19 protein-coding genes and 2 tRNA genes are annotated in these 22,973 nt (G+C 65.2%); 2 read left to right on the top strand and 19 right to left on the bottom strand.

Annotated features, from left to right (window positions below; genetic code table 11):
- Nucleotides 1–1,245 carry a chromate efflux transporter gene (gene chrA, locus AC07RM_RS38775; RefSeq protein WP_495337865.1) on the bottom strand — a complete coding sequence of 415 codons (1,245 nt, stop codon included), beginning with the start codon at nucleotides 1,243–1,245 and terminating at the stop codon, nucleotides 1–3.
- Between the two features lie 259 nt (nucleotides 1,246–1,504).
- On the opposite strand from chrA, the gene AC07RM_RS38770 reads away from it, so the two are divergent.
- Together AC07RM_RS38770 and AC07RM_RS38765 are read left to right on the top strand one after the other, a co-directional pair.
- The gene (locus tag AC07RM_RS38770; protein ID WP_093353745.1) at nucleotides 1,505–1,795 is read left to right on the top strand and encodes a hypothetical protein; all 291 of its coding nucleotides are present in this window, start codon (nucleotides 1,505–1,507) and stop codon (nucleotides 1,793–1,795) included.
- A 293-nt stretch (nucleotides 1,796–2,088) separates the two neighbouring features.
- Nucleotides 2,089–3,429 carry an SNIPE associated domain-containing protein gene (locus AC07RM_RS38765; RefSeq protein WP_495337864.1) on the top strand — a complete coding sequence of 447 codons (1,341 nt, stop codon included), beginning with the start codon at nucleotides 2,089–2,091 and terminating at the stop codon, nucleotides 3,427–3,429.
- A gap of 54 nt (nucleotides 3,430–3,483) precedes the next feature.
- On the opposite strand, the gene AC07RM_RS38760 is transcribed toward AC07RM_RS38765, so the two are convergent.
- The 18 genes from AC07RM_RS38760 to AC07RM_RS38675 all read right to left on the bottom strand — a co-directional run.
- Nucleotides 3,484–3,810 carry a hypothetical protein gene (locus AC07RM_RS38760; protein ID WP_208513359.1) on the bottom strand — a complete coding sequence of 109 codons (327 nt, stop codon included), beginning with the start codon at nucleotides 3,808–3,810 and terminating at the stop codon, nucleotides 3,484–3,486.
- 122 nt (nucleotides 3,811–3,932) lie between these two features.
- Nucleotides 3,933–4,166, bottom strand: a complete 234-nt coding sequence (locus AC07RM_RS38755; RefSeq protein WP_495337863.1) for a hypothetical protein — start codon at nucleotides 4,164–4,166, stop codon at nucleotides 3,933–3,935.
- Between the two features lie 246 nt (nucleotides 4,167–4,412).
- Nucleotides 4,413–4,488, bottom strand: a tRNA-Phe gene (locus tag AC07RM_RS38750).
- A gap of 83 nt (nucleotides 4,489–4,571) precedes the next feature.
- The gene (locus tag AC07RM_RS38745) at nucleotides 4,572–5,273 is read right to left on the bottom strand and encodes a response regulator (protein ID WP_057596622.1); all 702 of its coding nucleotides are present in this window, start codon (nucleotides 5,271–5,273) and stop codon (nucleotides 4,572–4,574) included.
- A 72-nt stretch (nucleotides 5,274–5,345) separates the two neighbouring features.
- A complete protein-coding gene (locus AC07RM_RS38740; protein WP_093353743.1) occupies nucleotides 5,346–7,661 on the bottom strand; it encodes a sensor histidine kinase in 2,316 nt (771 codons plus the stop codon).
- Nucleotides 7,658–8,296 (bottom strand): DUF4390 domain-containing protein, encoded by a 639-nt coding sequence (locus AC07RM_RS38735; protein ID WP_495337862.1) that lies wholly within the window; start codon nucleotides 8,294–8,296, stop codon nucleotides 7,658–7,660. Before AC07RM_RS38735 ends, AC07RM_RS38740 begins: the two co-directional genes overlap by 4 nt.
- A complete protein-coding gene (rsmB, locus tag AC07RM_RS38730) occupies nucleotides 8,277–9,602 on the bottom strand; it encodes a 16S rRNA (cytosine(967)-C(5))-methyltransferase RsmB (protein WP_495337905.1) in 1,326 nt (441 codons plus the stop codon). Before rsmB ends, AC07RM_RS38735 begins: the two co-directional genes overlap by 20 nt.
- Nucleotides 9,603–9,718: 116 nt before the next feature.
- The gene (locus AC07RM_RS38725; protein WP_296788910.1) at nucleotides 9,719–10,339 is read right to left on the bottom strand and encodes a LemA family protein; all 621 of its coding nucleotides are present in this window, start codon (nucleotides 10,337–10,339) and stop codon (nucleotides 9,719–9,721) included.
- A 135-nt stretch (nucleotides 10,340–10,474) separates the two neighbouring features.
- The gene (gene rpoC, locus AC07RM_RS38720; RefSeq protein WP_093353736.1) at nucleotides 10,475–14,704 is read right to left on the bottom strand and encodes a DNA-directed RNA polymerase subunit beta'; all 4,230 of its coding nucleotides are present in this window, start codon (nucleotides 14,702–14,704) and stop codon (nucleotides 10,475–10,477) included.
- A 19-nt stretch (nucleotides 14,705–14,723) separates the two neighbouring features.
- The gene (gene rpoB, locus AC07RM_RS38715) at nucleotides 14,724–18,848 is read right to left on the bottom strand and encodes a DNA-directed RNA polymerase subunit beta (RefSeq protein WP_093353734.1); all 4,125 of its coding nucleotides are present in this window, start codon (nucleotides 18,846–18,848) and stop codon (nucleotides 14,724–14,726) included.
- A 301-nt stretch (nucleotides 18,849–19,149) separates the two neighbouring features.
- The gene (gene rplL / locus AC07RM_RS38710) at nucleotides 19,150–19,524 is read right to left on the bottom strand and encodes a 50S ribosomal protein L7/L12 (RefSeq protein WP_203204170.1); all 375 of its coding nucleotides are present in this window, start codon (nucleotides 19,522–19,524) and stop codon (nucleotides 19,150–19,152) included.
- Between the two features lie 51 nt (nucleotides 19,525–19,575).
- Nucleotides 19,576–20,109 carry a 50S ribosomal protein L10 gene (rplJ, locus tag AC07RM_RS38705; RefSeq protein WP_495337860.1) on the bottom strand — a complete coding sequence of 178 codons (534 nt, stop codon included), beginning with the start codon at nucleotides 20,107–20,109 and terminating at the stop codon, nucleotides 19,576–19,578.
- A gap of 298 nt (nucleotides 20,110–20,407) precedes the next feature.
- Nucleotides 20,408–21,106: a 50S ribosomal protein L1 gene (gene rplA, locus AC07RM_RS38700; protein WP_093353727.1), complete on the bottom strand. Its 699-nt coding sequence runs from the start codon at nucleotides 21,104–21,106 to the stop codon at nucleotides 20,408–20,410.
- Nucleotides 21,107–21,538, bottom strand: coding sequence for a 50S ribosomal protein L11 (gene rplK / locus AC07RM_RS38695; protein ID WP_093206996.1), 432 nt, complete (start codon nucleotides 21,536–21,538; stop codon nucleotides 21,107–21,109). It abuts the gene before it with no gap.
- Nucleotides 21,539–21,675: 137 nt separating this feature from the next.
- Nucleotides 21,676–22,278, bottom strand: a complete 603-nt coding sequence (gene nusG / locus AC07RM_RS38690) for a transcription termination/antitermination protein NusG (RefSeq protein WP_064262260.1) — start codon at nucleotides 22,276–22,278, stop codon at nucleotides 21,676–21,678.
- A gap of 6 nt (nucleotides 22,279–22,284) precedes the next feature.
- Nucleotides 22,285–22,668, bottom strand: coding sequence for a preprotein translocase subunit SecE (secE, locus tag AC07RM_RS38685; RefSeq protein WP_093353725.1), 384 nt, complete (start codon nucleotides 22,666–22,668; stop codon nucleotides 22,285–22,287).
- 135 nt (nucleotides 22,669–22,803) lie between these two features.
- Nucleotides 22,804–22,879: transfer RNA gene (locus tag AC07RM_RS38680), tRNA-Trp, on the bottom strand.
- A gap of 18 nt (nucleotides 22,880–22,897) precedes the next feature.
- A partial coding sequence (locus AC07RM_RS38675; protein ID WP_492679784.1) for an EF-Tu C-terminal domain-related protein occupies nucleotides 22,898–22,973 on the bottom strand: 76 nt, incomplete at its 5' end.

Below are 22,973 nucleotides of genomic sequence, written 5' to 3'. Positions count from 1 at the left end.
TCAAAGCGCCATCAGCCCGCCGGCGACGGCCGCCAGCACGACCACCAGCACCGGCGACATGCGCGCATAGACCAGCAGCCCGAAGGCCGCGAGCGCCAACCCGAAATCGGCGCGCGTGTGGATGGCGCTGATCCACACCGGGTCGTAGAGCGCGGCCACCAGCACGCCGACCACGGCCGCGTTGACGCCGGCCATCGCGCGCTGCACGCCATCGCGCTGGCGCAGCGTCTCCCAGAACGGCAGCGCACCCGCCACCAGCAGGAACGCGGGCAGGAAGATCGCGAGCAGCAAGGCCAGTCCACCGAGCCAGCCGCCGAAGGGGCCGGGCATGACGGCGCCGAGGAATGCGGCGAAGGTGAACAAGGGGCCCGGCACCGCCTGCGCGGCGCCGTAGCCCGCGAGAAAGACATCGTTCGACACCAGCCCGCTCGGCACCACCCCGGCCTGCAGCAGAGGGAGCACGACGTGCCCGCCGCCGAACACCAGAGCTCCGGCCCGGTAGAAGTCGGCAACGACGGCAAGCCCTCGCGAGTGCCATGCGGCGGCCACGAAGGGCAGCGCCACGAGCAGCACGACGAACACCCCGAGCAGCACGGCGCCGGTCGTCTTGCCCACGCCGTAATCGCGATGCCGCGCCGCGGGCAGAGGGCCCAGTTGCAGCGCCCATCGCCCCACCGCGCCACCCGCGACGATGGCCGCGATCTGCCCCCATGCCGAAGGCACCGCGAGCACCAGCAGCGCCGCGACGATCGCGACGCCCGCGCGCAAGCGATCGGGACACAAGGTCCTGCCCATGCCCCAGACCGCCTGCGCGACCACGGCCACCGCGACCACCTTCAGCCCATGCACGGCGCCCGACTGCGAGAGCGCGGACCACTGCGTGACGCCGACCGCGAACAGCACGAGCGCCACGGCCGATGGCAGCGTGAACCCGATCCACGCCGCGATCGCCCCGCCCCAGCCCGCGCGCCCCAGCCCGAGCGCGATGCCCACCTGGCTGCTCGCGGGCCCGGGCAGGAACTGGCACAGCGCCACCAGGTCCGAGTAGCTCCTGTCGTCGAGCCAGCCGCGGCGCTCGACGAAGGCCGAGCGGAAGTAGCCCAGATGGGCCACCGGGCCGCCGAAGGAAGTCAGGCCGAGCTGGAGGAAGGCGAGAAAGACTTCGAGCACCGAGCCGCGTGCGCGGGCAGTGTCGTGGCCTTCATCGACGGAAGGGCCTGGGTCGGATTGCTGCTGCGGGTTCATGGGGCGGCGCGGCAGTATCGGTCACGCCCATGAAAGTTCGACCGGCCCCGCATCGACAAGATGTCTCCCAGATCGATCGCCAGAATCCATCCGCCCACCTCTCCTCCTCCCTCGGGTGGGCTTCCTCCCTGGTCCCATGCGAGTACGGACCATTCGGCCCGCCTCGTGCGGGCTTTTTTTCGGCCCGCGTTCCACCGGCCTTTTTGACGCAAATGCGCGCGCGACAACGCCAACCGAATTCCGTAGGCAAAATCCAGGCATGCGAAACGTAGAGGGACTGTCAGACCGCGAGCTCGAGGAGCAGGCACGCGTCTGGCGCAAACGCGCGCTCGAGGGCGAGCTGCACGCCAGGGGCACGGCCCATCTGCTCGAGACCGAGGCCCGGCGCCGCGTCGGCCTGGCGCGCTTCGACCCCGATGCCCTCGACCTGCGCTCGCTCGCGGATCGGCAGTTTCTTCCGCACCAGGGGCTGGGCGGCAGGCTGCTGAAGGCCGGCATGCTCGCGGCGGGGATCACGCTGATTCTGCTGCTGCTCGTGGCCTATCGCTGAGCGACGGAGTGAAGCAAAGGGCGCTACAACCTTGATAGCGGCAGCGTCTTGTAGACATTGATGGTAGAGGTCTTGCAAATAGATCGCCGCCGAGACGCGTAAACCCTCGCTTTCCGATTTCCCCGCTCCCGACTTGCCACAGCGACGGACGTTTGCGTGCGCTCGGGACATGCTGGCTCACATGGTCTTCACCGTGTACGGAGCGCAGCGTGGGCTCTACATTGCACTGGTTTGCTTCCGCCCTTCGCCGATGGCTATGGCCAACCGATATGAGCAACCTTGACCCCTCCCCCATGAGCAACACCCCTCCCAAAATTCCTTTTTTTGGAGCGCGCAAGTTTGCGCAAGAGCAACTCAAGGAGGTTCAAGACCTTCGAGCGAAACTGGCCGAAGCCAGACACCAATTGAGTCGCCTAGGAGCCTTCACGCTGATGGAACTGGAGGAGAAGGCCGCCGCCGCTCGCGAGGCCCTCGCCTCGCAGGAGAAAAGGCTCACCGTGGAAAAGGAGGAGGCAAAGATGACCCTCCAGTTGCTTTTGCAACGAGTGGAAGAAGTTCGCCGATCGATCGTCGCAACAGAGGATGTTGCGCTCCTGCAGGAAGCTGGAATCTATCGCTACCACCACCCGCTGAGCGATGCCGTAGCGTATCGAGCAGAACTGGAGAGGATTGAGAGTCAGGTCAAAGAAATGGCCAAGAAGGATGGCGGCGCCGTTCTGGCGTCGACCACTTGGACCGTGGATAACTCAGCCGCCAAAGGTCGCGCCATGGTGAGCGACTTCTCCAAGCTGATGTTGCGAGCCTTCAACGCGGAGGCCGATACATTGGTACGCGGTCTGAAGCCCTACAAGTTGGATGCAGCTGTGGAGCGTCTGCTCAAGGTGGCGCAAACGATCGAGCGGCTGGGCAAGACGATGAGTATTCGGATATCAGAGCCATTTATCAAACTGCGGGTGCAGGAACTTCGCCTCACTGCCGACTTTCTCCAAAAGCAAGCTGAGGAAAAGGAAGCCGAGCGTGAACAGCGCGAGCGTTTGCGCGAGGAGCGCAAGGCGCAGGAAGAACTGGAAAAAGAACGAGAGCGCCTGACCAAGGAACGTCAGCACTTCGAGAATGCGCTCAAAGCTTTGGTCGCCAAGGGCGACGATGAGGCTGCGGCACGGATCCGTGAGCAACTGCAAGACGTCGATCGTGCGTTGAGCGACGTCGACTACCGGGAGGCAAACATTCGCGCGGGCTACGTGTACGTGATTTCGAACATCGGCTCCTTTGGGGAGGCGATGGTGAAAATCGGCATGACGCGTCGCCTCGATCCGATGGATCGGATACGAGAACTCAGCGACGCTTCAGTACCTTTCAACTTTGATGTCCACGCGCTTTTCTTCTCGAAGGATGCAGTTGGTATCGAAACAGCAATGCATACCCGCCTGGCCGCTCAACGAGTGAACGTGATCAACAGGCGTCGAGAGTTCTTCCACGTGTCCGCCACCGTGGCGAAGGAGCACCTTCTCCAACTCGCGGGAGAGCTTCTCGAGTTCCAGGACATCCCCGAAGCACTCGAATATCGCCAGAGCCTCCCTCGGAACACCGCACCGTCATCGGAGTCAGCAGTCCTCACCTCTGGCGCGCTGTAATTCGAACCAGCATGAGAGAAGTTGCTCCCTGGCCAGTGCCAGCGCGCAAGGCCTTCAAGCCCATTGGAGAACAAACTGACGCCTTGGCCCATCGATGGTGAGCACGAGGGTGCTCAGGACATCGCGGCCCAGCAGTCCGTCAATGCCTTCGTTATGGAACTCCCTCCCAAGTACCTCGAGTGCTCGGATTTCATGCGGCTTGTCTCCGAACAGAGGAGCCTCTATTCGAAGACTGGCGCCATAGGTATAGCAGTCGGCGCCAATGACATCCGTAGTGATCGTGCGAACGGGAGCCACGCCGCTTGCCTGGATGCCAAGAGATCGCATGTGAATCTCCGCGATGGTTGTGGTGTCGGCCCCGGTATCGATCAGCAGTTGCACTGTGATGGAGGGCGGAATCTCGAGTCCCCGAGACTTCATCCATTTTTGCTGTGGCTCGCTCACGCCGATGCGCACATCGACGATAGGACCTCGCGGTCCGAACTTGCCTCTGATCGCCGACACTAGCCCAAATCGCGAGTGAAATGTGCAGTTGCCCGGTCTTCCGTCACCTTCTTGACGAAGAAGCGATCGAGACCAAACCTCTCATAAGCCCAGTTCAACGCATCCTCGTAGGTGAGCGAGAAATGAACCGGCTGCGAACCTCGAATCACAACATAGTGGCCATCGTGACCAACGAGCATCTCCGGCAACTTGGCGCAGTACGTCTGAAACTCGACCTGGAGATCAGCCGTCATGGTGGCATCCACGGGAAGGGTTCATGGCATCTCCTCGACATCGACCGGTATAACTTACAAACTGGCTGTCCACAGGGTTATCCACAGACAAGATAGCGAATCTACAGGCCGCACACGTGAGAGGCAATAGGAATATTTCTCGCTGAGACAGGCTCTTGTTGGCTGTAGCGAAACCAGCGAATCCCACCCAAGACCGATAGAAAGCAAAAGGCGCTGCAACTCGAAAAGTTGCAGCGCCTTGCAATTTGGTGGCCTGGGGCGGAATCGAACCACCGACACGCGGATTTTCAATCCGCTGCTCTACCAACTGAGCTACCGGGCCTGGTATGGCACCTCACCGATTCACTGGAGGAAAACCGGCTTTGGAGCCTGTTCAACCACTGTGTTGCAGTGTGGAGCCTGCGATTATACAGCGCTTCTGCGGCCTCGCGAAAGATCCACACCAAGTTGTTTGAGCTTTCGATACAGATGGGTGCGCTCGAGGCCGGTCTTTTCGGCCACGCGGGTCATCGAACCGTTCTCCATCGCGAGGTGGAACTCGAAGTAGGCCTTCTCGAAACCGTCTCGCGCATCGCGCAGCGGACGATCGAGATCGAAGCTCTGCGTGGACTGCGGGCCCTGGTCGGGCACGGGCACCGATGCGAGCGACGCCATCAGCAGGCTGTCGCCGGTGGTGGTGATGGCGCTCGGCTGGCCATGGCCGGTGGGCGTGGGCACGACACCGGCCGCGGCGCGGCGTGCGCTCTCGCGCGCGAGTCCCTGCTCGACGGCCTTCAGCAGCTTCTGCAGCGTGATGGGCTTTTCGAGAAACGCGAAGGCACCGATGCGCGTGGCATCGACGGCGGTGTCGATGGTGGCGTGGCCGCTCATCATGATGACGGGCATCGTGAGCAGACCCGCGGTGGACCACTCCTTGAGCAAGGTCACGCCATCGGTGTCGGGCATCCAGATGTCGAGCAGCACGAGATCGGGACGCGCACGCTGACGCGCGGCACGTGCCTCGGCCGCGTTCTCCGCGAGTTCGACGTTGTGGCCTTCGTCATTGAGAATTTCGAAGAGCAGGTCCCTGATGCCCAGCTCGTCATCGACCACGAGAATGTTTGCCATGAGTGCTGCTTGTTGTATGCGCTGGTGTGTTGGTGCGACGGCCTCTTTCGGTCGCGCCGCGCGGCGGAAGACTTACTTCGAATCTTCGGTGTGAGCGGCCGCTGCCTGCGGCTCGCCTGCCAGCGCGAATGATAGCGAGACTTGCGCCCCGGCTATAGCCCCGTCGACGACGCGGTTGGACAGCTCGATGCGCGCGCCGTGCTCGTCGGCGATCTTCTTGACGACCGCGAGCCCCAAACCTGTACCTTTTGTTTTCGTCGTGACGTAGGGCTCGAACGCGCGCTTGAGAATGTTCTCGGCGAAGCCCGGTCCGCTGTCCTGCACGGTGAGCCGCACGCGCTGTCCCGAATCGCCGAGCCGCGTGCGGATGACGACCTCGCCGCGCCGTCCGGTGGCACCGGCCGCGGCCTCGGCGGCATCCTGCGCGTTCTGCAGCAGGTTGTGGATGACCTGGCGCAGCTGCTGCGCGTCGCCGCGGATCGGTCGGCAGCGCTCGTCGGGCTCGAAGCGCAGCGCGATCGGCATGGTCTCGACGTTGTAGAGATGAAGCACGTCGACCAGCAGCGCATTGAGGTCGACGGGCTTGAGGTCGGCGGCCGGCAGGCGCGCGTAGTCGCGGAATTCGTTGACCAGCCGCTTCATCGCATCGACCTGGTCGACGATGGTCTTCACCGACTTGACCAGCACCGCCTGCTCGGGCGCGGCGACCTTGCCCGAGAGCTTCATCTCGAGCCGCTCGGCCGAGAGCTGGATCGGCGTGAGCGGGTTCTTGATCTCGTGCGCGAGCCGCCGCGCGACCTCGCCCCAGGCCTGCGCGCGTTGCGCCGAGACGATCTCGGAGATGTCGTCGAACACCAGCAGCCGCGCGGCACCCGGCAGCTCGGCACCGCGCGCCACGATGTTGATGGCGCCCTCCTGCTGCGGCAGGTCGGTACCGGTGGCGTGCAGTTCGAAGGCATGCTGCCAGTGGTCGAGGCCATGCTGCATGCGCTCGACGAGGAAGTCCTCGAACTGCTGCTGCACGGCGGCGCCGAAGTCGGCCAGGCCCGGCACCTCGGTGAGCAGCTGGCCTTCGTAGGCCGCGAGCGGCGCGCGCAGCACGCGCGTGGCACCGGGGTTGGTCGACAGCACGGTGCCGCCGGCATCGAGCACGATCACGCCCGAGGTCAGGTTGTCGAGGATGGTCTGCAGGTTGGCGCGCGCGGCATCGAGCTGGCCCATGGTCTTCTCGACCGCGGTGCGTGCCTCGGCCAGTTGCTGCGTCATGACGGCGAACGAACGCGTGAGGCCGCCGAGCTCGTCCTTGCCCTGCGACACGGCCGTGGGCCGCAGGTCGCCGGCAGCCACCTGGCGCACGCCGTCGGCCAGCACCAGCAGCGGCCGCGCGAGCTGGTTGCCGAACAGCACCGCGAGCAGCACGGCACCGAACACGGCGAGGAACAGGCTCAGCGTGAGCGTGCCGATGTACATGCGGCGCAGGCCCACGCGGCCGAGCGCGCGCTCCTGGTATTCGCGGTTGGCCTTGTCGACCGCGAGCGCGTTGGCCACCACGTTGGGCGGCAGCGGCCGCGTGACCTGCAGGAAGCGCGGCGCGGCATCGAGGTCGAAGCCCGGGCGCTGCACCATCGCGAGCGCGCGCACGGTGGCCGGCGGCAGCAGGATGCCCGGCGGCGGCTCGTCGAGCCCCTCGATGTGGGCGATCGCGCGGTCGGCGCGCACCTGGCGCAGCTGCTGCGGCGTGGGCCGCTCGGGATTGAGCTGGAAGCGCGACGCGCCCGCGGTGGCGATGAGCTGGCCCGCATTGGTCCACAGCACCACGTCGGTGGCCTCGAGCTGGTCGCGGATGCGTTCGAGCGCGAGGCCCGCGCTGGCATCGGAGACCTGCGCGAGCTGGCCGCCGGCCGCGCGCGTCTTGGCCGCGAGGTCGTCGGACAGCGCATCGAGCGTGGCGCGCCCGAGGTTCAGGCCCGAGTTCAGCGCGCCCTCGACCTTGACGTCGAACCAGCTCTCGATCGAGCGCTCGACGAACTGGTAGGACACGACGTAGACCAGCGCGCCCGGCACCACGCCCACCAGCGCGAAGATGGCGGCGAGCTTGATCAGCAGCCGGCTGCCGAACTTGCCCTGCCGCAACCGGCGCAGCAGCCGGAACGCGACCCAGCCGATCACCAGCACCAGCACCACCGCCACCACGACGTTGATGCCGAACAGGCGCACGTAGTAGCGCTCGTAGAGCTCGCGATTGTTGGTGGCCTGGGCCAGCAGGAACATCAGCACCAGGCCGATGGCGGTGACCAGCGCGGCGCCGACGCCCACGGCCCAGCGCATCGCGCGCGAGCGGCGCGCGGCGGGCGTGGCCGCGGCACCGCTGCGCGGCTTGGAACTCACCGCTGCTTCTCCACCGCCAGGCGCGCGCTGCGCTCGGCGGAGATGTTCCAGTCGGCCTGGCCGGCCACGCCGATCTGGAACGGCCGCGGCAGCTGCGAGGTGTCGAGCCGGAAGCGGAAGGTGACCTGGTGCAGCGGGTCGTCGCCGATCTCGGCCGGATCGCCCATGCGCAGCCGGCCCACGCGCCGCACGGCCTCGAGCGCATCGGGGAGGCTGTCGAAGTTCTGGTTCAGCGACAGGCTGAAGCTGGCCGAGCCCGACAGCGGCAGCGGCGAGATGTTGAGCCGCCAGCGGCGGGTCAGCGGCTGGTAGGCCAGCCGCATGTGGCGCGTGGCCTGCGCGACCTTGCGGTCGGTCCAGTACCAGCGCTCCTGGAACATCTCGGCCTCGGCCACGAAGTAGATCGCGATGCCCTTGTCGAGCACGTCCTCGACCAGCGCGGGCAGCTCGAACTGCACGGCGGCATTGAGGTAGACGGCATCGTCGGACTGCTCGAGCCGCATCTGGGTGACGGCGGCGGCATTGCGCGTCTGGGCCAGCACGGGCGGCGCCAGCACCGTGACGAGCAGCACGACCACCAGCGCCAGCAGCACCAGCCACCGGGGCTTGCGCGGTTCAACCCGGGTGCTTTTCAAGCAGGGCGTAGAAAAAGCCGTCGTGGTCACCCAGGGGATTGTCCTGGACGGCACGGGCATTCGCCCCGCTTTGAGGCAGCAAATGCCCCGGCGATGGCCGCAATCGGGCGTCGGTGTTGTGTGCAAGAAACGCATCGATCTGTTGCGAACCCTCTTCCCGAAACACCGAACAGGTGCAGTAAAGCAGCCGTCCGCCGGGCCGGACCAGGGGCCAGAGCGCCGCCAGCAGCGCGGCCTGCTGCAGGGCGAGCTGGGCGGTATCGCTCTCGCGGCGCAGCCAGCGCACGTCCGGATGGCGGCGCACGATGCCCGAGGCGGTGCACGGGGCATCGAGCAGGATGGCGTCGAAAGGCTGGCCGTCCCACCAGTCGGCGGGCCGTCCCGCGTCGGCCACCACCACCTTGGCCTGCAGGTCCAGGCGGGCCAGGGTCTCGTCGATGCGGCGGCTGCGCACGGCGTCGACCTCGAGCGCGGTCAGTTCGAGCGCATCGGGGCCCGCGAGTTCGAGCAGGTGGGCGGTCTTGCCGCCGGGCGCGGCGCAGGCGTCGAGCACGCGCAGCCGCCGGCCGGCCGGCGCCGCCAGCCCGTCGAGCAGCAGCGGCGCCGCGAGCTGGGCCGCGGCGTCCTGCACCGAGCAGGCGCCGTCGGCGAAACCGGGCAACTGCTGCACCGGCCGCGCGCGCGCGAGCTGCAATCCGCTGGCCGCGACCGGCGTGGCCGGCATGTCGAGTGCCGCAAGTTCGTTGCGGTAAGGGCCGGCGGCCGTCTTGCGCAGGTTCACGCGCAAGGTCATCGGCGCCTGGGCGTTGTCGGCCTGCAGCACGCGCTGCCAGTCGCGCGGATGGTCGCGCTTGAGCTTCTCGATCCACCAGCGCGGATGGTTCCAGTGCGCCACCGGTTCGGCATCGGTCGCGGCCACGAGTTCGTCGCGCTCGCGCAGGAAGCGCCGCAGGCAGGCATTGATGAAGCTGGCCTGTGCGCGCGTGGCCGGGTTGCGCTTGGCCGCCTCCACGGTCTGGTCGACCAGCGTGAAGGGCTCGTAGGGCGACTGCCCCGCGTCCCAGGCCAGCGCGAGCGCGGTGCACAGCAGCGCATCGGGCAGCGGCGGCGGCGTGCGCTTGGCGAGGTGGCGGCGCAGGGCTTCGGCGCGGCCCAGCCAGCGCAGCACCTGGAAGCCCAGGGCCTGGACGCCGGGGCGCAGCGCAGGTTCGACGGCCTCGAAGGCGACCGAGCCCGAGGTGCCGGCGCGGATCGACGCCAGCGCCCCTGCGGTCAATTGCAGTTGGCGCCAGAGCGGAGGTTGCAGCGGCGAAGCGCCGCCGTGCGAGGGGTCAGAAGGAAGAGCAGGCAATGCGGGCGATGTTAAAGGGCCCGGATGTCCGCCACCCAGGCAATGTCATGAACGAAATCGGCGGCCGAAGTTCAGTGCAGCGGCGCCGCAGGCCTCAAACGCACGGCCCATGCCACCAGCAGCGCCGGGAACTGGGCGAGCGCCGCGTTGTAGCTGGCGACCGCGAGGTTGAACTGGGTGCGCGCGATCTCGGCGGCGGCCGAGGGTTCGGGCCAGGCCATCGGCTCGGCCGCGATCGCGCCGGTGGCCGTCACGGGCACCAGCGCGTTCGCCGTCGAAGCCTGGCCCGCGGGACGCGACAGCGTGCCGTCGGGATGGAAGGAGGTCACCGCATCCGGATGCCGGCGCTGCCAGGCGGTCAGCAGCACCTGCAGCGCGGTCGCGAGCGCCGACATGCTGCCGGCCTCGAGCGGGCGCTGCCGGGTCGCGCCGAGCAGGGTGGCCATCTGCGTGGTCGCGGCCTGCAGCGAAGAGGCGCCCGCCGCGGGATCGGTCGACTCCTCGGCGGCCGACGGCGCGCTCAGGCTGGTCTGCACGAACTCGAGCTGGCGCGTCAGCGCGGCGTCCAGCGTGGCATAGGCCTGCAGCACCGCGGCCCGCAGGCGCACCAGCCGGTTGTAAGCGCCGACAAACCAGAACAGCAGCACGGCCACGACGATCCAGCCGGCCAGCGAATCGGGCAACACGCTCATCGATGGCACTCCAGGAAAAGCTCAGAAGGAAGACGCAAGGACGCGCGGAAAACCGCGGCCCCCCATGAAAAACGCCTCCCGACCGTCAAGCCGGGAGGCGTTCACGACCGGTCACGGCCGGGCGATGCTAACCAGTTATTCGGTCGCGGCGCCTTCGCTGGCGTCGACCGTGCTGGTGGCATCGCTGGACGAACCGGCGAGCTCGGCGGCTTCGGACTCGGCGATGGCGCGGCGCTCGGCCTCGTCCATCTCGTCCTTGGCCTTGCGTGCCAGGTGGTACGCCATGCCGGTGCCCGCGGGGATCAGGCGGCCGACGATGACGTTTTCCTTCAGGCCGCGCAGCTCGTCGCGCTTGCCCATGATCGCGGCTTCGGTCAGCACGCGCGTCGTTTCCTGGAACGAAGCGGCGGAGATGAACGAGTCGGTCGACAGCGACGCCTTCGTGATACCGAGCAGCAGGTTGGTGAACGTCGCGGGGATCTTGCCTTCGGCGCGCAGGGCGTCGTTGGTGTTGAGCATTTCGCTGCGTTCGACCTGTTCGCCCGAGATGTAGCTGGTGTCGCCGACGTTGTCGACCACGACGCGGCGCAGCATCTGGCGAACGATCACCTCGATGTGCTTGTCGTTGATCTTCACGCCCTGCAGGCGGTACACGTCCTGCACCTCGTCCACGATGTAGCGCGCGAGTTCTTCCGAACCCAGCAGGCGCAGGATGTCCTGCGGATCCGCCGGACCGTCGACCACGCTTTCGCCCTTGTTCACCACCTGGCCTTCGTGCACCAGGATGTTCTTTTCCTTCGGCACGAGTTCTTCCCAGACCTTGCCTTCCGGGTCGGTGATCTGCAGGCGGATCTTGCCCTTCGTTTCCTTGCCGAACGACACGGTGCCGGTCATCTCGGCCAGCATGCCCTTGTCCTTCGGCGAACGGGCTTCGAACAGCTCGGCCACGCGCGGCAGACCGCCGGTGATGTCGCGGGTCTTCTGGCCTTCGACCGGAATACGCGCCAGCACTTCGCCGGGGCCCACGTCCTGGCCGTCACGCACCTGGATCAGCGCGCCGATCGGGAAGCCGATCGTCACCGAGTGGTCGGTGCCGGGGATCTTCACCTCGGCGCCCGAGGCGTCGATCAGCTTGACCTGCGGACGCACGACCTTGGCAGCGCCGCGGCGCTTCGGGTCGATCACGACCAGGGTCGACAGACCGGTCACTTCGTCCACCTGCTTGGCGACCGTGAGGCCTTCCTCGACGTTCTCGAACTGGGTCTTGCCGGCGAATTCCGTGATGATCGGGCGCGTCAGCGGGTCCCAGTTGGCGAGCACGTGGCCGGCCTTGATCTGCTGGTCGGCCTTGACCGTCAGCGTCGCGCCGTACGGCACCTTGTGGCGTTCGCGCTCGCGGCCGTGCTCGTCATGGATGACGATCTCGCCCGAACGTGCGATCACCACCAGCTCGTTCTTGCTGTTGGTCACGTAGCGCATCGTGGCGTTGAAGCCGATCACGCCGTTGGACTTGGCCTCGACGCTCGAAGCGACAGCCGCGCGCGAAGCCGCACCACCGATGTGGAAGGTACGCATCGTGAGCTGCGTGCCCGGTTCGCCGATCGACTGCGCCGCGATCACGCCGACCGCTTCGCCGTTGTTCACCAGGCCGCCGCGGCCGAGGTCGCGGCCGTAGCACTTGGCGCAGATGCCGAAGCGCGTGGCGCAGGTCAGCGCGGTGCGGACCTTGACTTCGTCCACGCCGTCGGCTTCGATGGCGTCGATCGTGTCTTCGTCGAGCATGTCGCCGGCCTTGACCAGCACGGCACGCGTCTCGGGGTGCAGCACGTCTTCGGCCACGCTGCGGCCGAGGATACGGTCGCGCAGCGATTCGATGACTTCACCGCCCTCCACGATCGCGCGCATCAGCGCGCCGTCGTGCGTACCGCAGTCCTGCTCGATCACCACCAGATCCTGCGTCACGTCGACCAGACGGCGGGTCAGGTAACCCGAGTTCGCCGTCTTCAGCGCCGTGTCGGCCAGACCCTTACGGGCACCGTGGGTGGAGATGAAGTACTCCAGCACGTTCAGGCCTTCGCGGAAGTTCGCGGTGATGGGCGTCTCGATGATCGAGCCGTCCGGCTTGGCCATCAGGCCACGCATGCCGGCCACCTGGCGAATCTGGGCCGCGGAACCGCGGGCACCCGAGTCGGCCATCATGTAGATCGAGTTGAAGGACTCCTGCTCGACTTCCTTGCCGTGGCGGTCGATGACCTTCTGCTTCGACAGCTTGGCCATCATGACCTTCGACACTTCGTCGCCGGCCTTGCCCCAGATGTCCACCACCTTGTTGTAGCGCTCGCCGGAGGTCACGAGACCGGAGACGTACTGCTGTTCGATCTCCTTCACTTCCTTGGCCGAGCGGTCGATGATGCCGTGCTTTTCAGCGGGCACCAGCATGTCGTCGATGGCGATCGAGATGCCGGCCTTGGTCGCGAGACGGAAACCGTTCTGCAGCAGCTTGTCGGCGAAGACCACGGTCTCCTTCAGGCCGCACTTGCGGAAGCTCACGTTGATGAGCTTGGAGATTTCCTTCTTCTTCAGCGCCTTGTTGATGTTCGAGAACGGCAGGCCCTTCGGCAGGATCTCGGACAGCAGGGCACGGCCCACGGTGGTGTCCACGAGCGAGGTCGACGGCTCGAATTCGCCGCTTTCCTTGTTCTTGGTGTACTCCGTGATGCGCACGGCGACCTTGGCGGTCAGCTCGACCACGTTGGCGTCGAGCGCGCGCTGCACTTCACCGATGTCCGAGAAGATCAGGCCTTCGCCCTTGCCGTTGATGCGGTCGCGGGTCGTGTAGTACAGACCCAGCACCACGTCCTGCGAGGGAACGATCGACGGTTCGCCCGAAGCCGGGAACAGCACGTTGTTGGAGGCCAGCATCAGCGTGCGGGCTTCCATCTGCGCTTCCACCGACAGCGGCACGTGGACGGCCATCTGGTCGCCGTCGAAGTCGGCGTTGAAGGCCGCGCACACCAGCGGGTGCAGCTGGATCGCCTTGCCTTCGATCAGGATCGGCTCGAAGGCCTGGATGCCCAGACGGTGCAGCGTAGGCGCACGGTTCAGCATCACCGGGTGTTCCTTGATCACCTCTTCCAGGATGTCCCAGACCACCGGCGTGCCCGATTCGACTTCCTTCTTGGCCGCCTTGATCGTGGTCGCGATGCCCATGGCTTCGAGGCGCGAGAAGATGAAGGGCTTGAACAGCTCGAGCGCCATCAGCTTCGGCAGGCCGCACTGGTGCAGCTTGAGCGTCGGGCCCACCACGATGACCGAACGGCCCGAGTAGTCGACGCGCTTGCCCAGCAGGTTCTGGCGGAAGCGACCGCTCTTGCCCTTGATCATGTCGGCCAGCGACTTGAGCGCGCGCTTGTTGGCGCCCGTCATGGCCTTGCCGCGGCGGCCGTTGTCCAGCAGCGAGTCGACGGCTTCCTGCAGCATCCGCTTTTCGTTGCGCGCGATGATTTCCGGAGCCTTGAGCTCCAGCAGGCGGCGCAGACGCGAGTTGCGGTTGATGACGCGGCGGTACAGGTCGTTCAGGTCGGAGGTCGCGAAGCGGCCGCCGTCCAGAGGCACCAGCGGACGCAGGTCCGGCGGCAGCACGGGCAGCACGTCGAGCACCATCCAGTTGGGCTTGATGCCCGACTTGCGGAAGGCCTCGAGCACCTTCAGGCGCTTGGAGTTCTTCTTGACCTTGACTTCGGAACCGGTCAGGTCGCCGCGCAGCTTCTCGATCTCGCTGTCGAGCTCGATGCCTTCCAGCAGGTCCTTGATGCCTTCGGCGCCCATCTTGGCGATGAACTCGTCACCGTATTCCTTGCGCTTCGTGTCGTAGTCGTCCTCGGACATGATGCTGAACTTCTTCAGCGGGGTCATGCCGGGGTCGGTCACCACGTAGGCTTCGAAGTACAGCACGCGTTCGATGTCGCGCAGCGTCATGTCGAGCACGAGGCCCAGGCGCGACGGCAGCGACTTCAGGAACCAGATGTGCGCGCAGGGAGCGGCCAGGTCGATGTGACCCATGCGCTCGCGGCGGACCTTGGTCTGCGTGACTTCGACGCCGCACTTCTCGCAGATCACGCCGCGGTGCTTGAGGCGCTTGTACTTGCCGCACAGGCACTCGTAGTCCTTGATCGGGCCGAAGATCTTGGCGCAGAACAGGCCGTCGCGTTCGGGCTTGAACGTGCGGTAGTTGATCGTCTCGGGCTTCTTCACCTCGCCGAAAGACCACGAGCGGATCTTTTCGGGCGAAGCCATGCCGATCTTGATGGCATCGAAATGCTCATCCGGGGTGAACTGCTTGAACAGGTCGAGTAGCGATTTCATAAGACTCTATCCCCTTCGTTTACGAACGCTCGAGCTCGATGTCGAGACCCAGCGAACGGATTTCCTTGACCAGCACGTTGAACGATTCCGGCATGCCGGCTTCGATCGAATGCTCGCCCTTGACGATGCTTTCGTAGACCTTGGTACGGCCCTGCACGTCGTCGGACTTCACGGTCAGCATTTCCTGCAGGACGTAGGCAGCGCCGTACGCTTCCAGCGCCCACACTTCCATTTCCCCGAAACGCTGGCCGCCGAATTGCGCCTTGCCGCCCAGCGGCTGCTGCGTGACCAGCGAGTACGGGCCGGTCGAGCGGGCGTGCATCTTGTCGTCCACCAGGTGATGCAGCTTCAGGAAGTGCATGTAGCCGACGGTAACGGGACGCTCGAACTGGTCGCCGGTGCGACCGTCGAACAGGTAGGCCTGCGTGCGCGTCTCGGTCAGGCCCTTGGCCTTCGCGATGTCGTCCGGGTAGGCCAGCTTCAGCATGCCGCGGATTTCCTCTTCCGAGGCGCCGTCGAACACGGGCGTCGCGAAGGTCGCGCCGTTTTGCAGGTTCGATGCCATCTCGAGCACTTCGCCGTCGCTCAGCGAGGCGATGTTCTCTTCGCGGCCCGAGCCGTTGTACAGCTGCTCCATGAACTTGCGCAGCTCGGCCGCCTTGGCCTCCTGCTGCAGCAGGTCGCCGATGCGCTGGCCGATGCCCTTGCCGGCCCAGCCCAGATGCACCTCGAGCACCTGCCCCACGTTCATCCGCGAGGGCACGCCCAGCGGGTTCAGGCAGATGTCGCACGGCGTGCCGTCGGCCATGTGCGGCATGTCTTCGATCGGAACGATCTTCGACACCACGCCCTTGTTGCCGTGGCGGCCGGCCATCTTGTCGCCGGGTTGCAGGCGGCGCTTGACGGCCAGGTAGACCTTGACCATCTTGAGCACGCCTGCGGGCAGCTCGTCGCCCTGCGTGAGCTTCTTGCGCTTTTCTTCGAACGCGAGGTCGAAGCTGTGGCGCGTCTGCTCGAGCGAGTTCTTGATCGACTCCAGCTGCGAGGCCACTTCCTCGTCGGCCGGACGGATGTCGAACCAGTGGAACTTCTCGACCGACGACAGGTAGGCCTTGTCGAGCTTGGTGCCCTTGGCGAGCTTGTTCGGGCCGCCGTTGGCGGCCTTGCCGATCAGCAGCTTCTCGATCCGGTCGAACGCGTCGGCCTCGACGATGCGAAGCTGGTCGTTCAGGTCGAGGCGGAAGCGCTTGAGCTCGTCGTCGATGATCTGCTGGGCGCGCTTGTCGCGCTGGATGCCTTCGCGGGTGAACACCTGCACGTCGATCACGGTGCCTTGCGAGCCCTGGTCCACGCGCAGCGAGGTGTCCTTCACGTCCGAAGCCTTCTCGCCGAAGATGGCGCGCAGCAGCTTCTCCTCCGGCGTCAGCGTGGTCTCGCCCTTCGGCGTGACCTTGCCCACCAGCGTGTCGCCGGGCATGACTTCGGCACCCACGTAGATGATGCCGGACTCGTCGAGGCGGTTGAGCTGCTGTTCGGCCAGGTTCGGGATGTCGCGCGTGATTTCCTCGGCACCGAGCTTGGTGTCGCGGGCCATCACCACCAGTTCCTCGATGTGGATCGAGGTGTAGCGGTCGTCGGCCACGATGCGTTCGGAGATCAGGATCGAGTCTTCGAAGTTGTAGCCGTTCCAGGGCATGAACGCGATCAGCATGTTCTGGCCCAGGGCCAGTTCGCCGAGGTCGGTCGATGCGCCGTCGGCCACCACGTCGCCCTTGGCGATCTTGTCGCCGCGCTTGACGATCGGACGCTGGTGGATGTTGGTGTTCTGGTTCGAACGCTGATACTTGATCAGGTTGTAGATGTCCACGCCGACTTCGCCGGCCGCGGCCTCGTCGTCGTTCACGCGCACCACGACACGGGTCGCGTCGACGTAGTCGACGATACCGCCGCGGGTGGCCGTGACCACGGTGCCGGAGTCGACCGCGGAGACGCGCTCGATGCCGGTGCCGACCATCGGCTTCTCTGGGCGCAGCACGGGCACGGCCTGACGCTGCATGTTGGCGCCCATCAGCGCGCGGTTCGCGTCGTCGTGCTCGAGGAACGGAACCAGCGAGGCGGCCACCGACACGATCTGTGCGGGCGACACGTCCATGTACTGGATGCGCTCGGCACCGACCAGGATCGATTCGCCGGCTTCACGCGCCGAGACCAGGTCGCCGGTCAGCACGCCGTCCTTGTCCAGGGCCGCGTTGGCCTGGGCGATGACGTACTTGCCTTCCTCGATGGCCGACAGGTAGTCGATCTCGTTCGTGACCTTGCTGTCGACCACGCGGCGATACGGCGTCTCGATGAAGCCGTATTCGTTCAGGCGGGCGTACAGGGCCAGCGAGTTGATCAGGCCGATGTTCGGGCCTTCGGGCGTTTCGATCGGGCACACGCGGCCGTAGTGGGTCACGTGCACGTCACGCACTTCGAAGCCGGCACGTTCACGCGTCAGACCGCCCGGGCCAAGGGCCGACACGCGGCGCTTGTGGGTGATTTCGGACAGCGGGTTCGTCTGGTCCATGAACTGCGACAGCTGCGAGGCGCCGAAGAATTCCTTCAGCGCGGCCGAGATCGGCTTGCTGTTGATCAGGTCGTGCGGCATCAGCGGCTCTTGCTCCGCCTGACCCAGACGTTCCTTCACGGCCTTCTCGATACGGGCCAGGCCGGTGCGGTACTGGTTCTCGGCCAGTTCGCCGACGCAACGCACGCGGCGGTTGCCGAGGTGGTCGATGTCGTCGACTTCGCCGTTGCCGTTGCGCAGGTCGACGAGGATCTTGACGACGGCCAGGATGTCCTCGTTGGTCAGCACCATCGGGCCGGTCGACTCGTCGCGGCCGACCTTGGCGTTGAACTTCATGCGGCCGACGCGCGACAGGTCGTACGTGTCCGGGTTGTAGAACAGGCGCTGGAACAGGGCCTGCACCGCGTCTTCCGTCGGCGGCTCGCCGGGGCGCATCATGCGGTAGATCGCCACGCGCGCGGCGAACTCGTCCACCGTTTCGTCGATGCGCAGGGTCTGCGAGATGTACGCGCCCTGGTCGAGTTCGTTGGTGTAGATGACCTGGATGTCCTGCACGCCGGCGCCGCGCAGCTTCTTCAGCAGCGCTTCGGTCAGCTCGTCGTTGGCCTTGGACAGGATCTCGCCCGAATCGGCATCGACGATGTTGCGTGCGATCACGCGGCCGATCAGGAAGTCTTCCGGCACGCTGATGTGCGTGGTGCCGCCCTGCTCGAGTTCGCGCGTGTGGCGCGCGGTGACCCGCTTGTCCTTGGCGACCACGACCTTGCCCGACTTGTCGGTGATGTCGAAGCGCGCGACTTCGCCGCGCAGGCGCTCGGAGACGAACTCCATCTGCGCGCCGCTGTCCATCAGGCGGAAGTTGTCGTTGACGAAGAAGTTCGCGAGGATCGATTCCGGGTTCAGGCCGATGGCCTTCAGCAGGATCGTGACCGGCATCTTGCGGCGACGGTCGACGCGGAAGTACAGCATGTCCTTCGGGTCGAACTCGAAGTCGAGCCACGAACCGCGGTAGGGAATCACGCGGGCCGAGAACAGCAGCTTGCCCGAGCTGTGCGTCTTGCCCTTGTCGTGTTCGAAGAACACGCCCGGCGAACGGTGCAGCTGCGAAACGATCACGCGTTCCGTGCCGTTGATGATGAACGAGCCCTTCTCGGTCATGAGCGGCACTTCGCCCATGTAGACCTCTTGCTCCTTCACTTCCTTGACCACCTTCGACTGCGAGGTCGACGATTCGCGGTCATAGATGATGAGCTGGACCTTGGCGCGCACCGCCGAGGCGAAGGTCAGGCCACGGGTCTGGCACTCGCGCACATCGAACGCCGGCTTCGCCAGGTTGTACTCGAGGAACTTCATCTCGACGAAACCGTTGTGCGAGACGATCGGGAAGGCGGCGTCGAACGCGGCCTGCAGGCCTTCGACGGTGCGTTTTTGCGGAGCGATGCCCGCTTGCAGGAACGCCGTGTAGGCGTCCTTCTGCATCTGCAGCAGGTAGGGAATTTCGACGACGCTGTCGCGGCTGCCGAAACTTTTTCGGATGCGCTTGCGTTCGGTGTAACTGTACGCGGACGATTGGGCCATGAGAGCTCCGGTGCTTGAGATCTTCAGCGACTTGTCAGCAATGCCGGGACGAACGGCACCACTGCTTGGCGGCTGGCCACTACCAGCCGTTGGCGGACAGCGATGCGTTGCACATCGCCCGAACCAAGGGGTCTTCTGCAGTCGGGGTCAGAAGACACTCAAAAAACGTCTTGATTTGGCTTTTCCGTCGACCTTCGGTCTCCGGGAAAGCCGGCATCAAGCCGACTTTTGAGTGCGCTCTGAAAGCGGCAAAGGCTGGAGGGCCTTTTTCAGGCACCTCCAGCCCTCGAGGGGGTCTGAATTACTTCAGTTCCACCTTGGCGCCGGCTTCTTCCAGCTTCTTCTTGGCAGCGTCGGCGTCAGCCTTCGACAGGCCTTCCTTGACGGCCTTGGGAGCGGCTTCCACCAGATCCTTGGCTTCCTTGAGGCCCAGGCCGGTGATTTCGCGCACGGCCTTGATGACCGACACCTTGTTCGCGCCGACATCGGCCAGCACGACGTTGAATTCGGTCTTTTCTTCGACCACGGCAGCGGCTGCGCCACCACCTTGGGCCGGAGCCGACATTGCAGCGGCGCTCACGCCGAACTTCTCTTCGATGGCCTTGACCAGGTCGTTGAGCTCGAGGACCGTCATGCTGTCCAGCGCGGTCAGAAATGCGTCTTTATCGAATGCCATTTTGGTTTCCTAACAATTGGGTTGAATTTTTCAAACGCAAGGCTTGGGCTATCAAGCCGCCTGCGCTTCTGCCGGTGCATCGGCGGGTGCAGCTTCGCCACCACCGCGCGTCTCGGCCAGCGCCGCGAGCACGCGGGCGGTACGAGAGATCGGCGATTGCATCAAGCCCAGCAGTTGCGCCAGCAGCACTTCCTTGGAAGGGATGTTGGCCAGTTGCTTCACGCCGTCGACGTCCAGAGCCTTGCCACCGAATGCGCCACCGCGAATCACCAGCTTGTCGTTGGTTTTCGCGAAATCGGCCACCACCTTCGCGGCGGCCACAGCGTCTTCGGAGAAGCCATAGATCAGCGGACCGGTCATCTGGTCGCCGACGATCTCAAACGAGCTGCCAGCCACAGCACGGCGGGCCAGGGTGTTCTTCAGAACACTCAGGCTCACACCCTTGCTGCGAGCTTCGGCGCGCAGTTTGGTCATGTCGGCCACCGTGATGCCACGGTATTCCGCCATCACGAGCGTTTGAGCTTTTGCGGCGAGGCTGGTCACTTCATTGATGACCGCTTCTTTCTCACTGCGATTCAGACTCAAGGTCTACTCCTTTTCAATGCGGTCTTCGGTTGTTTCATGAACCTCGGACCGCGCCTCATGCAGCGACCAACTGTTTCGGAACCCATTCGTCAGAAAACTCGAATTCCTTGCAGCGGGATCGCCATCTGCGCTGGCTGCCCGGCGAGGGCCGGGTGATTAAGTGCAGGCGACCTGCACACCAGCGGTCTTGGATGGCCCGCGGCAACCGAAGCCGCCGCGACCCACCACATTCGCCCGGTTCCGAATCCTTGCGGAGCCGGAGCCGGGCCAATCTACATTTGCCTTCGCTTCTGCCCGATCAGGCAGCGGCGATGGTCTGCGTGTCCACGCGGACACCCACGCCCATCGTCGACGACACGGCGACCTTGCGCAGGTAGATACCCTTGCTCGAGGCCGGCTTGGCCTTGACCAGGGCATCGATCAGCGCGGCGAGGTTGCCCTGCAGCTTGTCGGTGTCGAACGAACGACGGCCGATCGTGCCGTGCACGATGCCGGCCTTGTCGACGCGGAACTGAACCTGGCCAGCCTTGGCGTTCTTCACGGCGGTCGCGACGTCGGGCGTCACGGTGCCGACCTTCGGGTTCGGCATCAGGCCGCGCGGGCCGAGGATCTGGCCGAGCGTACCGACCACGCGCATGGCGTCGGGTGCGGCGATCACGATGTCGAAGGGCATGTCGCCCGCCTTGACCATGGCAGCCAGGTCGTCCATGCCGACGATGTCGGCGCCGGCGGCCTTGGCCTCTTCAGCCTTGGCGCCTTGGGCGAACACGGCCACGCGCTTGGTCTTGCCAGTGCCGTTGGGCAGCACGACGGCGCCACGCACGACCTGGTCCGACTTCTTCGCGTCGATGCCGAGCTGCACGGCCACGTCGATCGATTCGTCGAACTTGGCGGTGGCGGCTTCCTTGACGATGGTGATCGCGTCAGTCAGCGGGTACAGCTTGGTGCTGTCGACCTTGCCTTCGAGCGACTTCTGCTTCTTGGTGATCTTGGCCATTTACACGCCCTCCACATTCACGCCCATGGAACGGGCCGTACCAGCGATGGTGCGAACTGCTGCGTCCATGTCGGCAGCGGTCAGGTCCTTCATCTTGGTCTTTGCGATCTCTTCGAGCTGGGCGCGCGTGATCTTGCCGACCTTGTCGGTGTGCGGGCGCGCGGAGCCCTTCTCGAGCTTGATGGCCTTCTTGATCAGGACGCCAGCGGGCGGCGACTTGATGATGAAGGTGAAGCTCTTGTCGGCGAAGGCGGTGATGACCACCGGCAGCGCCAGACCCGGCTCGTAGCTCTGCGTCTGGGCGTTGAACGCCTTGCAGAATTCCATGATGTTCAGACCGCGCTGACCGAGTGCGGGACCGATCGGCGGGGACGGGTTGGCCTTACCAGCTGGCACTTGCAGCTTGATGAAGCCGACGATTTTTTTCGCCATGCTTTACTCCTTGCGGGTGATATCGCCGAGGCCTGTGGCCTGGGCTCCCCGGGGTGAACGACTCTTCGATCAAGGCCGCGCGCCGAGTCGGATAGCGCGCTGCCGGAATGGGGCCCGATCCGAAGACCGGGCGGGCGTCAGGTCTTCTCGACCTGGCTGAATTCGAGTTCCACCGGGGTGGCGCGGCCGAAGATCATGACCGAGACGCGCACCTTGCTCTTCTCGTAGTTGACTTCCTCGACCGAGCCGTTGAAGTCGGTGAACGGACCTTCCTTGACGCGCACGAGTTCGCCCACGGTGAACTCGACCTTGTGGCGCGGCTTCTCGGTGCCCTGCTGCATCTGGCTGACGATGTCCTCGACCTCTTTCTGCGAGATCGGAGCCGGACGGTTCTTGGCGCCGCCCACGAAGCCCGTCACCTTGTTGGTGTGCTTCACCAGGTGCCAGCTCTCGTCGTCCATGATCATTTCGACCAGCACGTAGCCCGGGAAGAAGCGGCGCTCGGTGGTTCGCTTCTGGCCGTTCTTGATCTCGACCACTTCCTCGGTCGGGACCAGGATGCGGCCGAACTTGTCCTGCATGCCGGCGCGGTTGATGCGCTCGGTGATGTTCCGCTCGACGGCCTTCTCCATGCCCGAATAGGCATGCACCACGTACCAACGCAGATCGGGATTGGCAGCAGGCGCAAGGACGGAGGCGTTTTCCTCCGGCGGCGTGGTTTCAACAGCGTCGTCGGTCATTGGTTCTTACTTTTTCCAGCCCAGAATGAGGTCAAAAAACACCCATTCGAGCGTTTTGTCGGTGAGCCAGAGGAAGACGGACATGATCGCCACGAAGGCGAACACGTAAGCCGTCATCTGCATCGCTTCCTTGCGGGTCGGCCAGACGACCTTCTTGACCTCGCGCCACGAATCGCGGCCGAAAGCCCAGAGCTGGCGGCCGTTCTCGGAGCTGCCGAAGGTCGCCACGGCGGCGGCCAGGCCCACGAGCAGCGCGGCCCACTGAACCAGCGAGCCCTGGCGCGACAGCAGATAGAACGCCACGATGGCGCCCACTGCCAGCAGTGCTGCCACGGCCAGCTTGGCCTTGTCGGCACCGGTGCTCACGGTTTCGATTTGAGAAGTGGCCATGTTCGGCTGATTTCCTGCGGCCTTTCGGCCTCAATTCATGCCGCCGTTTTGAGACGGCGAAGCCCGTCGAGTCTCGACGGGCTTTTTTGCCTTCCCGCCGGAGTCCGGCGGGTCGTTTTCGGAGGCCACCCTAGGTGGCAGGGGCAGTAGGAATCGAACCTACAACCTTCGGTTTTGGAGACCGACGCTCTGCCAATTGAGCTATACCCCTCCGGTACTCTTGCCCGACTTAGATGTCGAGGATCTTGGCCACGACGCCCGAACCCACGGTACGGCCGCCTTCGCGGATGGCGAAGCGCAGGCCT

It is taken from the genome of Variovorax sp. GW821-FHT09B05 (genome assembly GCF_059418265.1).
This window is presented reverse-complemented; position numbering and strand designations above follow the sequence as displayed.

What these genes read in the sequence shown, in the direction of transcription:
- AC07RM_RS38770 (WP_093353745.1), top strand. Translation starts at nt 1,505, where the DNA reads ATGCGAAACGTAGAGGGACTGTCAGACCGCGAGCTCGAGGAGCAGGCA.
- secE (WP_093353725.1), bottom strand. Translation starts at nt 22,668, where the DNA reads ATGGCCACTTCTCAAATCGAAACCGTGAGCACCGGTGCCGACAAGGCC.
- rplL (WP_203204170.1), bottom strand. Translation starts at nt 19,524, where the DNA reads ATGGCATTCGATAAAGACGCATTTCTGACCGCGCTGGACAGCATGACG.
- nusG (WP_064262260.1), bottom strand. Translation starts at nt 22,278, where the DNA reads ATGACCGACGACGCTGTTGAAACCACGCCGCCGGAGGAAAACGCCTCC.
- AC07RM_RS38745 (WP_057596622.1), bottom strand. Translation starts at nt 5,273, where the DNA reads ATGGCAAACATTCTCGTGGTCGATGACGAGCTGGGCATCAGGGACCTG.
- rpoC (WP_093353736.1), bottom strand. Translation starts at nt 14,704, where the DNA reads ATGAAATCGCTACTCGACCTGTTCAAGCAGTTCACCCCGGATGAGCAT.
- AC07RM_RS38765 (WP_495337864.1), top strand. Translation starts at nt 2,089, where the DNA reads ATGAGCAACACCCCTCCCAAAATTCCTTTTTTTGGAGCGCGCAAGTTT.
- rplA (WP_093353727.1), bottom strand. Translation starts at nt 21,106, where the DNA reads ATGGCCAAGATCACCAAGAAGCAGAAGTCGCTCGAAGGCAAGGTCGAC.
- rplK (WP_093206996.1), bottom strand. Translation starts at nt 21,538, where the DNA reads ATGGCGAAAAAAATCGTCGGCTTCATCAAGCTGCAAGTGCCAGCTGGT.
- AC07RM_RS38725 (WP_296788910.1), bottom strand. Translation starts at nt 10,339, where the DNA reads ATGAGCGTGTTGCCCGATTCGCTGGCCGGCTGGATCGTCGTGGCCGTG.
- AC07RM_RS38755 (WP_495337863.1), bottom strand. Translation starts at nt 4,166, where the DNA reads ATGACGGCTGATCTCCAGGTCGAGTTTCAGACGTACTGCGCCAAGTTG.
- rpoB (WP_093353734.1), bottom strand. Translation starts at nt 18,848, where the DNA reads ATGGCCCAATCGTCCGCGTACAGTTACACCGAACGCAAGCGCATCCGA.
- chrA (WP_495337865.1), bottom strand. Translation starts at nt 1,245, where the DNA reads ATGAACCCGCAGCAGCAATCCGACCCAGGCCCTTCCGTCGATGAAGGC.